The organism is Dolichospermum compactum NIES-806 (assembly GCF_002368115.1).
Lineage (GTDB): Bacteria > Cyanobacteriota > Cyanobacteriia > Cyanobacteriales > Nostocaceae > Dolichospermum > Dolichospermum compactum.
Map to the genome: position 1 here is coordinate 1 of NZ_AP018316.1, position 18,645 is coordinate 18,645.

The window sequence follows — 18,645 nt, forward strand, 5'->3', positions numbered from 1 at the left end:
GATAGAATCTCCGCGTCTTTAGACCGGAGAGTGTCAAGGATAGATAGGATTGAAGTACCATAATTTTCTACAATGGTTAAAAAGACTTTTATAAAAGGTGCAAGTTAAAAAAATGTCTAAAACTGTTGCTGAAGTGATGAGTCGTGATCCTATCCTCGTTCATCCTCAAACTCCCTTAAAAGAAGCTATCCAAATTTTGGTAGAAAAACGAATTAGCGGTTTACCTGTAATTGATGACGCAGGTAAATTAGTAGGCATTATCTCCGAAACAGACTTGATGTGGCAAGAAACAGGTGTGACTCCTCCTGCATATATTATGATTTTGGATAGTGTGATTTATTTACAAAATCCTGGTGCCTATGAACGAGATTTACATAAAGCTTTAGGACAAACCGTAGGGGAAGTGATGAGTAAAAATCCCCTGACTATTTCTCCTGATAAACCATTAAGAGAAGCAGCAAAATTAATCCAAGATCACAAAGTTCACCGTCTCCCAGTCCTTGACAGTGCGGGTAAGGTAATTGGTATTCTAACTCGTGGTGATATTGTTCGCACTATGGCTGCTGAGTAAGTATTAGGGAGTAGGGGGGAGAAATATTTTTTGACAACGGACAACTGACAAGGGACTATGAAATGAGTGTATCTGCTGATAGTATAAAAGAGTTACTGCGTTCCGACAATTTAGGCGATCGCTTGCGTGCAGTTAACCAAATTCGGGATCTAGAACCACAAATCGCTTTAGAATTAGTCCAAATTGCCATTCAGGATAAAAGTGCGCGTGTCCGTTATTCTGCTGTCAGTCAAATGGATACCCTGGGAACACAGGATTTACCATTATCCTTGACTATCTTACGGGGTTTACTACATGATCCTGAAGCAGATGTCCAAGCAGCCGCAGCAGACTGTTTAGGTGCGCTAAAACTGCATGACGCTTTTGATGATTTACAAAAGCTTTACCAGGAAACACCAGAATGGCTAGTCCAGTTTAGCATTATTGCCACATTGGGAGAATTAGGAGATCCACGAGCCTTTGAATTACTTACCCAAGCGATCGCATCCGATAATGGTTTAATTCAAACTGCGGCTATTAGTTCCTTTGGTGAATTGGGAGATCCAAAAGCAGTTCCTCTCCTAGTTCCATACAGCACTAACTCAGATTGGCAAGTGCGTTACAGAGTTGTGCAAGCCTTAATTCGTTTGAATAGTGATGAAGCTAAATCTATTCTAGAAACTTTGGTGAATGATGAAGTAGAAGCTATTTCCAAAGAAGCAAAAGCTGGTTTACAGTTAGTCTAATTTAGTAGTTGCGTTTACTATATAAAGCGCAACTGCTCACGTAATTTTATCCACTATGTCAGATCATCAGCTTTCTGTGTTTCAGTCTGGTATTCGAGACAATCATGACCGGGGTACAGTTGGAGATTTTCTCAAAGATAAGATTGAACCAGGCTCTAAATTATCTATCGTCTCTGCTTATTTTACGATTTATGCCTTTGAAGCTTTAAAACAGGAATTATCGTCTATTGATAACTTAGATTTCCTGTTTGGAGAACCTCGATTTATTCAAGCCATCGGCACTAATACTGACCAAAAAGCTTTTAGAATTGAAGATACTGGTATTCAACTAAGCAATCGCCTCAAACAGAGTAAATTAGCTAGGGAATGCCAAGAATGGATACAAAAAAAGGTCAATATTCGCTCAATTAAACAAATTAACTTACTGCATGGCAAAATGTACCACATTGATAATAATGGGGTAAAAACTGCCATTTTAGGTAGCTCGAATTTTACCTTAAAGGGATTAGGATTAGCTAACTCCAATAGTAATATTGAGTTAAATTTAATCGTTGATAGTGAAAGGGACAGACAAGATCTACAGTTATGGTTCGCAGAGTTATGGAATAATCAAAACCTAGTACAAGATGTCAAGAATGAAGTAATTACTTATCTCAATCAACTTTATCAGGATAATGCCCCTGAGTTTATTTATTATAAAACACTGTTTCATTTATTTAAACGATTCTTAGACCAACAAGCAGCCAATGATTTACTCACTAAACAACGTCACTTAACTGATACAAGGATTTGGAACTTATTATTTGATTTTCAGAAAGATGGGGTCAAAGGTGCGATTAATAAAATCATGGAATATAATGGCTGTATTATCGCTGATAGTGTGGGTTTAGGAAAAACATTTGAAGCTTTAGCCATTATTAAATATTTTGAGCTATTGAATTATAAAGTCTTAGTGTTATGTCCTAAAAAATTAAGAAGTAATTGGACAATTTACCATGCTGCTAATAATAGTGAATTAAATATTTTAGTGGAAGACAGATTTAACTATACAGTCTTGTCTCATACAGATTTGAGTAGAGATACGGGATATTCAGGGGATATTAATTTAGAAACCTTAAATTGGAGTAATTATGATTTAGTGGTGATTGATGAATCTCATAACTTTCGGAATAATACCAAAGGGAAACGAGATGAAGATGGAAACGTGATTAAAAAAAGTCGCTATGAACGTCTGATGGAGGACATTATAAAAAAAGGCATTCCTACTAGAGTCTTATTACTATCAGCAACTCCTGTGAATACAGACTTAAAAGATTTAAGGAATCAGATTAATTTTATTGTTGAAGATAAAGATAGTGCTTTTAGTCAAACATTGGGTATTGAGAGTATCAAACAAACGTTAACCACTGCCCAAAAAGAATTTACTCTATGGTCAAAGAAAAAGCAACACCTTAGTAATGAGTTATTAGAAAACTTAAATTCTAGCTTTTTTACATTATTAGATGGGTTAACGATTGCCCGTTCTCGTAAACATATTCAAAAGTATTATCAAGAAACAATTGAAAAATTAGGAGGTTTCCCAGAGAGACTGAAACCTATTTCTTTGTTTTCTCATATTGATTTAGAAGATAACTTCTTAGATTATGATGATATTAATGAGCAAATTTCTGATTATCAATTATCTTTGTTTAAACCCTCCAATTATGTTTTAGAACAATATCAAGATTTGTATGAAGGGAAAGTTATCCAAAATAACTTCACTCAAAGTAATCGAGAAAATTACTTAATTGGCATGATGAAAGTTAATTTTCTCAAACGTTTAGAAAGTTCCGTTTATTCCTTTAGGATTACCTTAGAAAGAACCATTAGTAAAATTAAACAGTTAGAGTCAAAAATTAAAACATTTGACCAGTATCAAACAGAAAATATCAAAAATGAAGATTATGAAATAGAAGATGCTGATGATGAAGAATTACAAGCTGCTTTTGAAGTAGGTAGAGAACTAAAATATCAATTAAAACATTTAGACATTGACAGATGGTTAGTTGATTTAGCCAGGGATAGAAGACAACTGCATAAGTTATATATTCAAGCGAAAGATGTAGATGTTTGTAGAGATGCTAAATTAGCAAAATTAAAAGAATGTATTGAGAGAAAAGTTACTCATCCCACTTTTAATAAACAAGGTAAGGAAAATAAAAAAGTCATCATCTTTACAGCTTTTGCAGATACAGCTAAATATTTATATGATGCTTTGACAGCGTGGGTAACAACAAAATTAAATATCAATATAGCTTTAGTAACCGGAGGTAATAGTGGTAATAAAACAACCTTTGGTAGTTCACGCTTTGAGGAAATTTTAATGAACTTTTCTCCTCTTGCCAAGCAACGAGATAAGATAAAATCAATGCCCCAAGAGGGAGAAATTAATCTATTAATTGCTACTGACTGTATTTCTGAAGGTCAAAACTTACAGGATTGTGATTATTTAGTTAATTATGATATTCATTGGAATCCTGTGAGAATTATTCAACGGTTTGGACGCATTGATAGAATTGGTAGCCTGAATCATACAGTGCAATTAGTTAATTTTTGGCCAACAGAAGACTTAAATAAATATATTAATCTCAAAAATCGAGTTGAGGCGAGAATGGCCTTAGTTGATATTACAGCCACCGGGGAAGATAATCTTTTAAATGTAGATGAATTACAAGACTTATTCACCGAAGAAATGAGTTATCGAGATGAACAGTTACTACGGTTAAAAGATGAAGTATTAGACATTGAAGATTTTAATGACAGCATTTCTTTAACAGAATTTAGCTTAAATGATTTTCGGATAGATTTATTAAATTACTTGCAAAAAAATAGGGAACTGTTAGAAAATGCCCCATTAGGATTATATGGAATTGTCTCTACCCCTACCCATAAGGAGTATGATGTTATCAAACCTGGGATTATTTTCTGTCTACAACAGATGGGGAATACATCAGGAAATGAACAAGTTAACCCTCTACAACCTTATTTCTTGGTCTATGTCAGGGATGATGGCAATGTTCGCTATACCTTTGCCCAACCTAAACAAATTTTAGAGATGTATCGTCTCTTATGTGCGGGGAAAACCCAACCATATAAAGATTTGTGTCAGTTATTTAACCAGCGTACCAGTAATGGATCTAGTATGAGTAAAGAAACGGAACTACTAGATAAAGCAGTTGATTCTATCACCCGTACATTTACTAACCGTGTCACTAGAAATCTTTTTAAGTCAGGGAAAGGGGGTATTACTCCTCTCAAACAGCAACAAGTGACAAAAACCACAGACTTTGAACTGATAACCTGGTTAATTATTGAAGATGATGCAACAAACCCTTAAATCTGCTATTGAACAAGCATTAAAAAACTTTAGTCAAGTTTCTACCTCTGATGGTATTAAGCATCTGTTTGAAACTTTGGGTTACTCAACTCAACGGGAAGTCCCGTTAGATAACCAAACCCCTAATGAGGTGCTAGAAGTATTTGCATGGGAGAATTTTCGGGAAGATAAGGGGTTATTAGAGGAGTGGGAGTCGGTTAATTGTTTATTTCAGGTGACGGAAGATGAGATTACCCAAAATGGACAGGGAACATTATTTCAGCCTTCTTTTGACACAGATTATTTAAAATCTTATATTTTTATGGGTTTAACCTTACAAAAACCTGTTTATTCTCGTAGTGATTTAGCAAAAATTACCCGTGAAATTAACCGTCAGTCAGATATTCCCATTATGGTGTTATTTCGCTATGGGAATTATGTTACCTTATCAATAATTAATCGTCGTCCTAATAAGTTAGATAGGGATAAAGATGTCTTAGAAAAGATTACTTTAATTAAAGATATTAATATTAACTCTCCCCATCGGGCGCATATTGAAATATTAGCAGATTTAGCTTTAACCTCTCTCCCACATATCCAGAATTTTGACCAACTACATACAGCTTGGCAAAAAGTTCTCAACACCTCGGAACTTAATAATAAATTCTTTCAGGAAGTATCTCATTGGTACTTTTGGGCAACTCAAACCGTCACATTTCCAGATGGGGGAGAAGCGGATGAATCTCTCCGTAATGCTACCAGTGTGATTAGATTAATTACGCGGTTGATTTTTGTTTGGTTCTTAAAAGAAAAGGGGTTAGTTCCTGATGCTTTATTTGATGAAAACCAGCTAAAAAATTTCCTGAACTCTTTAGCAGCAGAGGAAAGTACCTATTATAAAGCCATCTTACAGAATCTCTTTTTTGCCACCCTAAATACAGAAATGAACACCGATGAAAAGCCTGATAACCGCAAGTTTAGGGGTAAAAATCAGCAAAAGGGTGGGAGAGATGGACATTATGGGATAGTTAATGTTTATCGTTACCAAGATTATTTTACTAATGCTGATGAATTTTTAGGATTATGTAGTAATATCCCTTTTTTGAATGGGGGATTATTTGAATGTTTAGATAGAGATAAAAATGATGCTTTTGCACCTTCTCCAAAAGGAAAAGAGAAAACCAAAATTAGAATTGATGGTTTTTCTGATAGAGAAGATAATGTTTTAAATGTTCCTAATATTCTCTTTTTTGGAAAAGCAACTGATGTTGATTTAAACAAAGCCTATGGAACTAAAAATAAAAAATATGAAGTCCAGGGATTAATTAATATATTTAATCGTTATAAATTTACCATTGATGAAAATACTCCCATTGAGGAAGAAATAGCATTAGACCCAGAATTGTTAGGTAAAGTATTTGAGAATTTATTAGCAGAATATAACCCAGAAACGGAAACCACAGCTAGGAAACAAACGGGGTCTTTTTATACTCCTAGAGAAATTGTTAATTATATGGTAGATGAGTCCTTAATTGCTTATCTGCAAAACTCTCTCCCTGTAACACAAGCTTCCAGCTTGTCAGAAAAAGTAACACAAGATTCCAGCTTGTCAGAAAAAGTAACACAAGCTTCCAGCTTGTCAGAAAAAGTAACACAAGATTCCAGCTTGTCAGAAAAAGTAACACAAGCTTCCAGCTTGTCAGAAAAAGTAACACAAGATTCCAGCTTGTCAGACCAAAACACCCAAGATGGGTGTGTTACGATATCCAGGAGATTTCTTCCCCATTGGCAACAAAATGGGGCAACTTATTTTGTCACATTTCGTTTAGCAGACTCTCTTCCTCAAGTAAAACTGCAATTATTACAACAAGAAAAAGAAGAGTGGCAAAAAAAACATCCTGAACCTTTATCAGAAGCAGAAAAAGCGGAGTATCATCGTCTTTTTTCCCAAAGAGTTGATAAATGGTTAGATGCTGGTATGGGAGAATGTCATCTCAAAAACCCTCAACTTGCTAAAATTGTAGCTGATGCCTTGACTTATTTTGATGGCGATCGCTATCATTTAGGAGAATGGGTGATCATGCCTAATCATGTTCATGTTATTGTGACACCATTAGGCAACTATAAATTATCAGAAATTACCCATTCTTGGAAATCTTTTACTGCTAATCAAATTAATAAATATCTTAACCGTCGTGGTCAATTGTGGCAAAAAGAATCTTATGATCAAATTGTGCGATCGGCTCAACATTTAGAAACAGTCCAAATATATATAGCTAATCATGCCCCCAATGTAGCACAAGCTTCTAGCTTGTCACAATCTAACAATCAAGATGATTATGTTACTGTAGCACAAGCTTCTAGCTTGTCACAATCTAACAATCAAGATGATTGTGTTACTGTAGCACAAGCTTCTAGCTTGTCACAATCTAACAATCAAGATGATTGTGTTACTGTAGCACAAGCTTCTAGCTTGTCACAATCTAACAATCAAGATGATTGTGTTACGCGCCTTACTCATTTACTATCATATACTGATGACTCCCATCAATTTAATGATGATGAAGTTGACTGTTTAATTCATGCCATTGATAACCTGAAAATTATTGATATTGCTTGTGGTTCGGGTGCGTTTCCCATGGGAATTTTACAGAAATTGGTGTTTATTTTAGGGAAACTTGACCCCAATAATAGTAAATGGAAACAGCAACAGAAGGAAAAAGCTATAGCACCTGTGTTAAAGGATATTCAGGTAGCGAAACAGATTAGTTATGAACAAGCAAGGGAAGAAGCGATACAGAAGTTACAGGAAAGGTTAGCAGAAATAGAAGATGAATTTGAGAATAATGATATGGACTATCCCCGGAAGTTATTCTTGATTGAAAATTGTATTTTTGGGGTAGATATTCAACCGATAGCGGTACAAATTTCTAAGTTACGCTTTTTTATCTCCTTAATTGTTGACCAAAGGGTGAATAATAATCAACCCAATCGGGGGATTTTACCCTTACCTAACCTTGAGACTAAATTTGTTGCTGCTAATTCTTTAGTCAGTATTAATAAACCTCAGAAATTACAATTAGAATTAGATTTAAGAAATGAAGAAATTAAGGATAAAGAAAAACAATTAGCAGAAGTAAGAAAACGTCATTTTAAAGCTAGAACTCCTCAAACAAAAAGAAAATGTAGAGAAGAGGATAAAAAGTTAAGACAAGAAATTGGTGAATTATTAAAACAGCAAGGTTTACCTGATGAAATTGCTGTAAATTTATCAGAATGGGATTTATATAATCAGAATTTATCAGCTAACTTTTTTGATCCAGAATGGATGTTTGGGGTTGATTATTTCGATATTTGTATTGGTAATCCTCCTTATGTAAGACAAGAGAAAATTAAGGAACTAAAACCAATTTTAAAACAACAATATAGCTGTTTTACAGGAGTTGCTGATTTATATGTTTACTTCTTTGAACAAGCAATCAAACTTTTAAAAGACAAAGGAATTTTAACTTATATTACATCTAATAAATATTTTCGTTCAGGATATGGGGAAAAGTTACGAGAATTTTTAGTTAAGAAAACTCAATTAAAACAATTAATAGACTTTGGAGATGCACCTGTATTTACAGCTATAGCCTATCCTAGCATCATCATCACTGTAACACACGCTTCCAGCGTGTCACAAACACAAAAGATGGATAAAGTAATACACGCTTCTAGCGTGTCACCAAAACAAAATATTGATACTAAAATAAAAGTATTAAATTGGCAAATAGGTAAACCCATTGATAATTTTATCGAAGTTTTAAATACAGACAGTTTTTACATTGAACAAAAAGCCTTAAAACCTCAAGGATGGCAATTAGAAGATAATACTGTTTTACAGTTATTAGAAAAGTTAAGAAAAACAGGAACACCATTAGGAGAATACGTTAATGGCAGGTTTTATCGTGGTGTTTTAACCGGGTTTAATGAGGCATTTATTGTTGATAGAGAAACGAGAGATAGATTAATTAATGAACATCCTTCATCAGAGGAAGTTTTGAAACCATTTTTACGGGGTAAGGATGTTAAAAGATGGGTGGTTAATTTTGCTGAACAGTATTTAATCAAGATTGAATCATCGGAAAATAAAAAACATCCTTGGAGTGATAAATCCGAGAAAGAAGCTGAGAAGATATTTTCTCAAACTTACCCTGCTATTTATCAATATTTGAATCAATATCGAGAACAATTAATTAAACGATATGATCAAGGTAAATACTTTTGGGAGTTGAGAAGTTGCAAATATTGGCATGAGTTTGAAACAGTGAAAATAGCGTATCCTAATATATGTTCTAGAAATACTTTTGCTTGGGATGAAGAAAAATATTTAACTAATCAAAAAGCTTTTATTATAGCTGATGCTTCCAAATATTTAATTGGTATTTTAAACTCTAGTATATTCATGTGGTTTTTTAATAAATTATTAGCCAAGTTACAAAATGAATTTTATGAACCTAGTGCTATTTTTATGAAAGATTTGCCTATCCCCAACCCTACAGACACGCAGGATGCGTGTGTTACAAGAATTGTAGATAAAATACTGGAAATAAAACGCCAAAACCCAAAAGCAGACACAACAAAATTAGAAAGAGAGATTGATGAGATAGTGTATAAATTATATGGGTTAGAAAAGGAAGAGATTCAGATAATTGAAGAAAGTGGAAAACGATGATTTATAATTAAATCATCTGTATTTAGAAAAGATGAAACCAATGAAACCAATGAAACCAACAACAATTTATTTACCAGAAAAAACAGACGCTAACCTCCAAAAATTAGCAACTCAAACAGGAAAATCTATTCCTGAAATTATCCAAGAATTAATCGAGGATAATGTCAAGCACAAATAACTTGAGTTTGTTATAATTAACAATGTGAATTAATAGAGGCTTAACTTATTATGGAAACAATTACCCTTCAAGTTGACCCAGAAATTGCCAAAGCATACCGAGAAGCAGAACCCGAAAAACAGAAAAATTCCCTTATCGTTTGTAATCTTATTCTTAAAAAATTTTTAAAAAATACAAGTTTTGAAGAAATTGTTCAACAGATTCGCCAAGAAGCAGAACAAAACGGCTTAACTCCCGAAATTTTAGAAGAATTGTTAAAAGATGAGTAAACTACGAATTTTTTAGATACTAACATTTTAATTAGTGGATTACTGCTATCTTCATCAACATGAAACTAACGGAAATTAGACAACAAGGATATAAAGCATTAATTGAATCCTTGGGAGTTGTAGGAATGTTACGCTTTATTCAACAATTTGAAATAGGTTATGGGGATTACACTACTGAAAAGTATCAATTAGAAGAACCAACCATAGAAGATTTTCAACAATTTGTGAGAAGGGATAATCAGGAAGTAAATAAATAAACAGATACTTACGGCGAATAGTTAACCACCATATACCTGTGTCCAAGTCGTCCATAAAAATACTATCACCGCACTGATAGCTAAAACACCTTGAATCAAATTCCCCACAACCGTTCCCACAGTAATCCCTATCCCAGCTTTTACCGCAGGCCATAATTGACGTTGGTATAGAAACTCACCCACAATTGCGCCTAACAATGGTCCAAATAAAATTCCTAACAACGGTCCACCAAAAGGTAAAGCTGGTAGTAATCCAAAAAATCCCAGTAACAAACCCACAAATGCGCCAATTTGTCCCCACTTACTAGCACCGGCTTGTTTTGCTCCGATATAACCGGCAAGGAAATCAACTCCTGTACTCAGAAGTAAAACAATAATTGTCACAATCAGGGGAATTTTAATAGCTGCGAAGGAATTACTCACGATTCCCCAGATAATAATAGATATTAAAATCAAACTACTTCCAGGTATGGCTGGAACTACAGCACCAATAATCCCCACAAACATTACAGCCACTAAGAGTAAATAAATAATTTGCATAATTATTGTCAGAATCAGGATGTCCAGGATTAAAGGATGAAGACATGGATTTTATCACCAATTACCCATTACCCATTACCAAGGGTTGCAGCTAATTTATCGGCAATTCCCGCAATCCAGTTTTCATCTTGTTTTGTGTAACTGCGGGGAGCATTTGCCGCTAAAATTAAAACCCCTTCTTTGCCAATTGGTTGACAAATTACACCTTGTGTGTTATCCGGTAAATAATCAAATTCAATTTTACCAGGATAGACATACAAAGCAACTAGATAAATTGGCTTTTGTGTTTCTAATACTTTTTTTAAGATTGTTCCTGGTACTACTTCCGATCTAGGAGCTAATACACCGCGACGCAGTAAAACCTTACCTTGATAGTAAACTATAAGCGATCGCGTGACTGTATTTGTTAATAATAACCGCGATGCCCATGCTAATTCTATTTTCGCGGCTTCTGGTAAATCTGCTGCTAAAAAGAATCCCTCTTCCCCAATCAATTCTACTGTCTCCGGTGTGCGCGGCTGTACCTGTTGCCAAATTAAACCAGTTAAAATCAACACCGCACTCAAAATAACCCCCAGCACATCTCCTCGCGCTTGGGAGTTTGTCAGTTGCGGTGTTAACAACCGATTCATTAACAAAAGCACAGCACCTAAACCCCCAACAACTAAGGGTAAACGCCGTAAAACTCGATTGGGATCTGATTTAGTCATTAGTCATTAGTCAGTTGTTCGTTGTCAGTTGTCATTGATAAACTTCTTACTGTCACCTGTCACCTGTCACCTGTTCCCTGTCACCTAACTTCCTACTCTTCTCCCGGTTCTAGGATGCGTTGGAAAAGATAACCAGTACCTCTAGCGGTGAGAATTAGTTCAGGGTTGCTGGGATCATCTTCTAATTTTGCCCGTAATCGGGAAATATGTACATCCACAACGCGAGTATCTACATGGCGTTCAGGAGTATATCCCCATACTTCTTGCAGAATTTCTGAACGGGAAAAAGCTTCACCCGAACGACTGACTAACAATTCTAATAAGCTAAATTCCATGCCAGTTAAGCGAATTCGCTCATCACCTTTATAAACTTGACGCTTATTTGTGTCAATTCTGATAGTGCTGACATGAATTACCCCAGAACTGGGAATACCATTTGCACCTGTTTTGTCCACCCGTCGCAAGACTGAACGAATCCGCGCTTCTAGTTCTTTGGGTGAGAATGGTTTAACGACATAATCATCAGCACCTAATTCTAACCCGGTGATGCGATCTGCAACATCGCCCAAAGCGGTGAGCATAATAATGGGGACATCCGATTCTTTGCGTAATTCTTGACAAACGCCATAACCATCGAGTTTTGGCATCATTACATCTAAAACTACCAGGTCTGGTTCAGCTTTGCGAAATATTTCTAAAGCTTCCTCACCATCCCCTGCTGTCACCACATCGTAGCCAATCATGGAAAGGCGTGTTTCCAAAATCCGACGAATGCTCGCTTCGTCGTCTACTACCAGGATTTTTTCTTTATGACTTTCCAAGTTTTGTCATGCTCCTTAACTAAAATTTTTCATGATTAATTTTAAATATCATAATATTAAGATATCATTACTCTCAATTGATTTGGAAAGAGCTTCCAACTATTACTATTATTAAATTTCAGTTTTTTCCAAGAATTAATCAAAAATTAAGATTATTATCTAAAATTTAAGCATGGCAAAGCCAAAAACCATTTATATCTGTAGTAATTGTGCAGCGGAATTCTCCCAATGGTTCGGAAAATGTTCAAATTGTGACACTTATGATTCTTTAGTTGAGCAGAATATTAGCTCTTTTCTGGGGGATATACCTAGCCGGGGTGGGGTGGGAAATTGGCAAGCTGGAGGTCATAGTAAATCTCATGGTAAACCAGCTAAAGCTAGATCCTCTCTGACTTTTGACCAAATTAGCGATCGCCAAATTGCTCGTTGGGAGTCCGGTTATGGCGAATTAGATCGAGTTTTAGGCGGGGGTGTTGTTCCCGGTTCAATGGTATTAATTGGTGGTGATCCTGGTATCGGTAAATCTACTTTATTACTACAAGTATCTAACCAATTAGCACAAAAATATCGGATTCTCTATATTACTGGAGAAGAATCTGGACAACAGGTAAAATTGCGTGCTTCTCGCTTGGGAATGTCCAAACCTCCGCTTATCGTCACAGAAGATCATCAAAACAAAGATCGGGAAGCACCAGTGACAAATCCTGCACAACCCATAGATCCTGACAGTATAGGCGCGGATTTATATATATTACCAGAGACGGATTTAGAAGAAATTTTGCGAGAAATAGACTCTTTGAAGCCCAATGTGGCGGTAATAGATAGTATTCAAACAGTATTTTTACCAGCTTTGACATCAGCACCGGGTTCAGTGGCTCAAGTCAGGGAATGTACCGCAGCCTTGATGAAGGTGGCAAAACATGAAGATATTACGATGTTAATTGTTGGTCATGTTACCAAAGAAGGTACGATTGCCGGACCGCGAGTATTAGAACACTTAGTTGATACTGTATTGTATTTTGAAGGCGATCGCTTTGCTTCCCACAGATTATTAAGAACTGTAAAAAACCGTTTCGGAGCGACACACGAAATTGGTATATTCGAAATGGTATCGCAAGGATTAAGGGAAGTTGATAATCCTTCCGAATTATTTTTAGGCAATCGTGATGATCCGGCTCCAGGTACAGCCATTGTAGTAGCTTGTGAAGGAACAAGACCCATAGTAGTGGAATTACAAGCTTTAGTTAGCCCTACCAGTTATCCCTCTCCTCGTCGAGCAGGTACAGGCATAGATTATAATCGCTTAGTGCAGATTCTCGCCGTATTAGAAAAGCGTGTAGGTGTCCCCATGTCCAAATTAGATTCCTATGTTGCTTCTGCGGGGGGATTAAATGTAGAAGAACCAGCAGTAGATTTAGGAATTGCCGTTGCCATAGTTGCCAGTTTCCGCGATCGCATCGTTGATCCTGGTACAGTCTTAATTGGAGAAGTAGGATTAGGGGGACAGGTGCGATCAGTTTCCCAAATGGAACTACGATTAAAGGAAGCAGCAAAACTGGGATTTAAAAGAGCGATCGTTCCTAAAGGCACAAAATTTCCTGAAATTGGCATAGAGATATTACCAGTAGGTAAAGTCATAGATGCAATTATTGCGGCTGTACCTCATCAAGAATTGACAGAAGAGGATTTAGAACCTGATGAGGATGAATAGTCTAATTTATTTCTTAGGCGTTGCTGAATCGAGGCAAAACTAGGTACTCCTATCGGTGCTTATGATTTTCAAATTGCTTCTATTGCATTAGCCAACAATATTATTTTAGTAACTCATAATACTAGAGAATTTCAAAGAGTTGAAAATCTACAACTTGAAGATTGGGAAGTACAGTATTTACAGTAATAGTATATTAGGCAGTATAAAGTAAAAATACTAAAACTTTTTGAGATTGGAGGCAATATTTGCTAAATACTCAATTAGTTGAGGCGATCGCTTGGGTGCAGTTAATCAAGTTCGGAAACAAGGTACAAAATCCCACCCCATCTCAATTCCAATGCCTTTCCACAGGGACAGACAAGATGCCTATCCCACAAATTAACTAACTTTGAGCAATACCTTCTTCCCGTGCGGCTTGTTGAACAGCAGCAGCCACAGCAGTAGCAACACGCCGATCAAAGACAGAAGGAATAATATGTTCCCGATTCAAATCCGAGGGTTTAACTAAAGATGCGATCGCACTGGCAGCTTGCAAACACATATTAGTAGTAATCGTCCTAGCCCGACAATCTAAAGCCCCACGAAACACCCCAGGAAACGCCAGGACGTTATTGATTTGGTTGGGGTAGTCACTGCGACCCGTAGCCATCACAGCAACGTTTTTAGGGGCTAATTCGGGTTGAATTTCGGGAATAGGATTAGCCATTGCAAACACAATTGCATCCTTTGTCATTCCCTGTACCATTTCTGGAGTCAAAACTCCTGGTGCGCTGACACCAATGAAGACATCTGCACCTTGGACTGCACCAGCTAAAGTTCCTTGGGCTTTCACAGCAAACTCCAGTTTTTCAGCCGTTAAATCGGTGCGATTAGTGGAAATAATCCCCTTAGAATCACACATCAAAATAGTTTCTGCACCAGCTTTGCGGAGTAATCGAGCGATCGCTACCCCAGCCGCACCCGCACCATTAATGACAATGCGGATGTCTGTAAGGGATTTTTGCACAAGTTTCAGAGAATTAAACAAAGCCGCTAAGGTGACAATCGCTGTACCATGTTGGTCATCATGGAAAATCGGGATATTTAATTCCGCCCGCAGTCTTTTTTCAATTTCAAAACAGCGGGGTGCAGCGATATCTTCCAAATTCACACCACCAAAAACAGGGGCGATATTTTTCACAGCTTTGACAATCTCATCTGTATCTTGAGTATCCAAACAGATCGGAAAAGCATCCAGTCCAGCAAACTCTTTAAACAGCATCGCTTTTCCTTCCATCACGGGTAAAGCTGCTTCTGGTCCCAAATTGCCCAAACCAAGGACAGCACTACCATCAGTGACAATGGCCACAGTGTTCTGTTTGATAGTCAGATTATACACTTCCTCTGGATTTTGGGCGATCGCCTTACAAATGCGACCAACTCCGGGAGTATAAGCCATAGCTAAATCAGAAACACTTTTGAGCGGAATTCGACTCACAATACTGATTTTGCCACCGCGATGCAAATTAAAGGTGCGGTCATAAACATCAATCACCTGAATATCTGGTAATTCCTTTACCGCTTGCACAATAGTTTCCGCGTGTTCCGTACTTGCCGCATCAACAGTCAGATCACGGATAGATTCTTGACGGCTTTGTTCAATTAAATCAATTTGTCCTAGATTACCACCAGTCAGAGCGATCGCTTGAGTAACAGAAGCTAACATCCCCACCCGATTGGGAATTTGTAAGCGCAATGTCACACTAAAACTAGAATTAGGAGTAAGATTTTCCATGTGTGCTAATCTCTATTTGAAATTTTAGATTTTATAGTGAATTGCTACGGGAAATTTTATTTTCACAAAAAAACCGTATCATCCCAATTAATCAGATATCCAGAATTATTGACCATTTGCTGTAAATATTATTCCTTTTCCCTCTCCTCTTAGGAGAGGGTTAGGGAGAGGTTTGGAGAGGGGTTCTATATTTAGTTAAACACAAACCCGTAGAGGCGCAGGGCCTGCGCCCAAAATTCTATTTTATTAGATCGAGAATTGCTGTAAGTTCCCAAAAAAGTCATAATAATCCAAAGCTTCCAAAATCCCCCAAGCATAATTTCCTTCAGCAAAGTAAATCTGTGGTAAACCGCGCAGCTTTTCCAATTCCTGACTGTGATTTCCCACCACCACCGCCAAAGTATTACCAGCTAACATAGATTCATCATTACCCGAAGCTCCAGCCACCAAAAAGCGTTGCACCGGCAACCCCCATTTCAGAGCCACATAACGAATAGCATCCCCCTTAGAAGCTCGGATAGGCAATAAATCAAGATACATATTATGGCTATAAAATCCCCTCACATGGAGACGATGTTGGCGCAAACGACGGATAATTTCGCGGACACTAGGTGATTTTGCCTCATCCACAAAATAGCTAACCTTAAACTTACCCTGAGCATCAGCCGATTGCAATTCTACCCCAGGAATATCCTGCATCACTTTCCGAATTTCTGACCGTCGCCAATGATAAGAAATATGTCTTTTCCAACTTGTATCAGTGACTATTTGCGGACCATAGTAAATTTCACTTCCTGCCGATGTAATCAGCAAATCTGGCATGGGGAAGCGCCATTCTTCCAACATACTTAAGGTACTTTTCAGACTACGCCCTGTAGCAATACCGAATCCAGTTGTATTCCCTTGATCACGAATCCTCTCAATTAATTTTGCTAAAGCTTCCCCATCACCTAATAGAGTATTATCAATTTCACATACCAAAAACCGATCAGCCGTTGGTAAGTGATTAGTCTCTGATATATTCCAATCGGGATGTTCATCTGCGGGGGATTTAACAAGCGGACTTAACAGAGATTGAATGCGTTTTTGGGGCAATAATTGGTGAACTTGTTCGAGATAATGCTCTACGTGACTATCCCAAGAAAAATGTTGGCAAACATTAATCATGCCATTTTTAGACCATTGTTGCCATTGTGCTGGATTTGTGAGCGATGTTCGCAAAGCATTTTGGATATCTTGAATATTTAAAGGATCAATTAATAATCCATTTTGACAAGCAGCTAAAATATCCCTTGGACCACCATCAGCCGTAGCAATGATCGGTACACCACAGGCGCTCGCTTCAATTAATGTCAGTCCAAATGGCTCTGTCAAAGCTGGGTTAATAAACACTCCTTTGGTTTTCGCTGTCAGCCGATATAAATCTGGTACATCATCTGCATGATGATGTTTAGGATAAGCAACATGACCATAAAGATCATAGCGGTCTATTAATTGCAATATCTCCAAAAATACCTGACGCGGACCCGATTCCATCGCCAAAATATCGTCTCTTTTACCTAAAATTAGCACCAAGTTAGCTAATTTTCGCAGTTCGGGATCTTCCCCATAAGCTTTAATTAAACTACTGACATTTTTACGGATAGCTGGGCGAGAAATCGCCATAATTATAGGCTTTTGGATGTCCTTAAGAAACTTCTCTAATTCCTGTTGAATAGGCGGATTTTGCCAATTATCTGCGGCTGGATAAAAACGCTCCAAGGTGACACCTGGAGGGATGACTACCATGCGTTCAGGTTGATATTGATCGTAAACGCTATACTGCTCATCAACTTCTTGATGAGTGCTGGCTATGACTAAAGCTGCACTTCCCAGAGTGATTTCTTCTGCTTCTATTCTTGTACTAATATGAAAATTTTCCTCAATAGTTTTTTGTTTAGTTCCATGTTCTAATAATCTTTGTTGTTTAATGCGTCCCAAGGAGTGACCTGTATGAACCAGAGGTATGCCTAACCAACCCGCAACCCTAGAACCTACGTATCCAGCATCAGCATAATGTGTATGAATAACATGAGGAATTTTGCCGATTTTACGAATGTGTTTGAGTAATTCATCTGCAAATGTATCTAAATGTGGCCAAAGAACTTCTTTGCGGAGGTAGCGTTTGGGACCACAGGCGATGCGAATAATTTGGGCTTTATCTGCGAGAATTTCGACTGGTTGAGCATAATCAGGGCTAACTTTGGGATCATTTACCAACCGGGTTACTAAATCAACTCTTGCGACTTGGGGATTTTTAGCTAATGTGCAAGCCAGTTCTACCACGTATTTGGTTTGTCCACCAGTGTCAGCATCTTTCCCTAACTCTAGATTGTTACCACGAATTAAACCATGAACGCTGACGAGCAAAATGTACAACCCTGGGTTGTTTGACACAGTGTTGATTCCTCTATAATTAGCCATAAATCAGACGTTTTTGCGTGATTTGTTATAGTTATAGCAGGAAACAGGAAACAGGCAACAGGGAACAGGGAACAGGGGAAGTAGGGGGGGAGAAAGAGTTTTCCCAATGACAACTAACCACTGACAACCTACGGAAGTAGTTCTGGGAGAGTTGTTTCTAGTTTCAGACAATTAGCGCCATTCACCTGTAATTGATACTCTACCTTATCCATCAGCCGATTCATAATTAACCAACCATAACCACCTTCTTGCTTTTCTGTGGGATTGGGAGGAAAGTAAGTAGATAAATCAAAACCTTCACCATAATCCCAAATCTCTATATATAAATCTCGGTCTTTCAATTCTAACCGCAATAAAATTGTTAAGCCAGGTTTGTTTTTATGGGCATGACGCACAGCATTAGAATATGCTTCCACTAAAACCAAGCGTAAGCGAATTGATTGTTTTATCCAATCAACAGATTCCCCTAATTGCAATTGTAAGCATCCTAATAACCATTGTTCTACAATATTGATAAAACTTAGGTCACTGGGAACATGAAGTTCACTTTTCAT

General features: G+C 37.1%; 14 protein-coding genes and 1 pseudogene. 9 read left to right on the plus strand and 6 right to left on the minus strand.

Annotated elements, in window-relative coordinates:
- Positions 1–112 precede the first annotated feature (112 nt).
- From CA730_RS00005 to CA730_RS00035, 7 genes are all read left to right on the plus strand, one after another.
- Positions 113–571 (plus strand): CBS domain-containing protein, encoded by a 459-nt coding sequence (locus CA730_RS00005; protein WP_096662481.1) that lies wholly within the window; start codon positions 113–115, stop codon positions 569–571.
- A gap of 62 nt (positions 572–633) precedes the next feature.
- Positions 634–1,296 (plus strand): phycobilisome degradation protein NblB, encoded by a 663-nt coding sequence (gene nblB / locus CA730_RS00010; RefSeq protein WP_096662483.1) that lies wholly within the window; start codon positions 634–636, stop codon positions 1,294–1,296.
- Between the two features lie 55 nt (positions 1,297–1,351).
- Positions 1,352–4,672: a helicase-related protein gene (locus CA730_RS00015; protein ID WP_096662485.1), complete on the plus strand. Its 3,321-nt coding sequence runs from the start codon at positions 1,352–1,354 to the stop codon at positions 4,670–4,672.
- Positions 4,653–9,368 carry an Eco57I restriction-modification methylase domain-containing protein gene (locus CA730_RS25045; RefSeq protein WP_157749884.1) on the plus strand — a complete coding sequence of 1,572 codons (4,716 nt, stop codon included), beginning with the start codon at positions 4,653–4,655 and terminating at the stop codon, positions 9,366–9,368. Before CA730_RS00015 ends, CA730_RS25045 begins: the two co-directional genes overlap by 20 nt.
- Before the next feature lie 49 nt (positions 9,369–9,417).
- Positions 9,418–9,546: a ribbon-helix-helix domain-containing protein gene (locus CA730_RS00025; RefSeq protein ID WP_096671166.1), complete on the plus strand. Its 129-nt coding sequence runs from the start codon at positions 9,418–9,420 to the stop codon at positions 9,544–9,546.
- Positions 9,547–9,596: 50 nt separating this feature from the next.
- The gene (locus CA730_RS00030) at positions 9,597–9,815 is read left to right on the plus strand and encodes a hypothetical protein (protein ID WP_096662489.1); all 219 of its coding nucleotides are present in this window, start codon (positions 9,597–9,599) and stop codon (positions 9,813–9,815) included.
- Positions 9,816–9,874: 59 nt separating this feature from the next.
- The gene (locus CA730_RS00035; protein WP_096662491.1) at positions 9,875–10,072 is read left to right on the plus strand and encodes a hypothetical protein; all 198 of its coding nucleotides are present in this window, start codon (positions 9,875–9,877) and stop codon (positions 10,070–10,072) included.
- 21 nt (positions 10,073–10,093) lie between these two features.
- Here CA730_RS00035 and CA730_RS00040 read toward each other — a convergent pair whose 3' ends face one another.
- The 3 genes from CA730_RS00040 to rpaB form a co-directional block, all read right to left on the minus strand.
- Positions 10,094–10,612 carry a DUF456 domain-containing protein gene (locus tag CA730_RS00040; protein ID WP_096662493.1) on the minus strand — a complete coding sequence of 173 codons (519 nt, stop codon included), beginning with the start codon at positions 10,610–10,612 and terminating at the stop codon, positions 10,094–10,096.
- 68 nt (positions 10,613–10,680) lie between these two features.
- Positions 10,681–11,322 carry a cofactor assembly of complex C subunit B gene (locus tag CA730_RS00045; RefSeq protein ID WP_096662495.1) on the minus strand — a complete coding sequence of 214 codons (642 nt, stop codon included), beginning with the start codon at positions 11,320–11,322 and terminating at the stop codon, positions 10,681–10,683.
- 92 nt (positions 11,323–11,414) lie between these two features.
- Positions 11,415–12,143 (minus strand): response regulator transcription factor RpaB, encoded by a 729-nt coding sequence (gene rpaB, locus CA730_RS00050; protein WP_096662497.1) that lies wholly within the window; start codon positions 12,141–12,143, stop codon positions 11,415–11,417.
- A gap of 172 nt (positions 12,144–12,315) precedes the next feature.
- Here rpaB and radA point away from each other — a divergent pair, with 172 nt between their 5' ends.
- Both radA and CA730_RS26295 read left to right on the plus strand, forming a co-directional pair.
- Positions 12,316–13,854 (plus strand): DNA repair protein RadA, encoded by a 1,539-nt coding sequence (gene radA / locus CA730_RS00055; protein WP_096662499.1) that lies wholly within the window; start codon positions 12,316–12,318, stop codon positions 13,852–13,854.
- 36 nt (positions 13,855–13,890) lie between these two features.
- A pseudogene (locus CA730_RS26295) lies at positions 13,891–14,040 on the plus strand (type II toxin-antitoxin system VapC family toxin); the annotation flags it as partial.
- A 196-nt stretch (positions 14,041–14,236) separates the two neighbouring features.
- Here CA730_RS26295 and CA730_RS00065 read toward each other — a convergent pair.
- The 3 genes from CA730_RS00065 to CA730_RS00075 all read right to left on the minus strand — a co-directional run bounded on the left by CA730_RS00065 (position 14,237) and on the right by CA730_RS00075 (position 18,645).
- Positions 14,237–15,628: a malic enzyme-like NAD(P)-binding protein gene (locus CA730_RS00065; protein ID WP_096662500.1), complete on the minus strand. Its 1,392-nt coding sequence runs from the start codon at positions 15,626–15,628 to the stop codon at positions 14,237–14,239.
- A 246-nt stretch (positions 15,629–15,874) separates the two neighbouring features.
- Positions 15,875–18,064 (minus strand): HAD-IIB family hydrolase, encoded by a 2,190-nt coding sequence (locus CA730_RS00070; RefSeq protein ID WP_096671168.1) that lies wholly within the window; start codon positions 18,062–18,064, stop codon positions 15,875–15,877.
- Between the two features lie 155 nt (positions 18,065–18,219).
- The gene (locus tag CA730_RS00075; protein ID WP_096662502.1) at positions 18,220–18,645 is read right to left on the minus strand and encodes an ATP-binding protein; all 426 of its coding nucleotides are present in this window, start codon (positions 18,643–18,645) and stop codon (positions 18,220–18,222) included.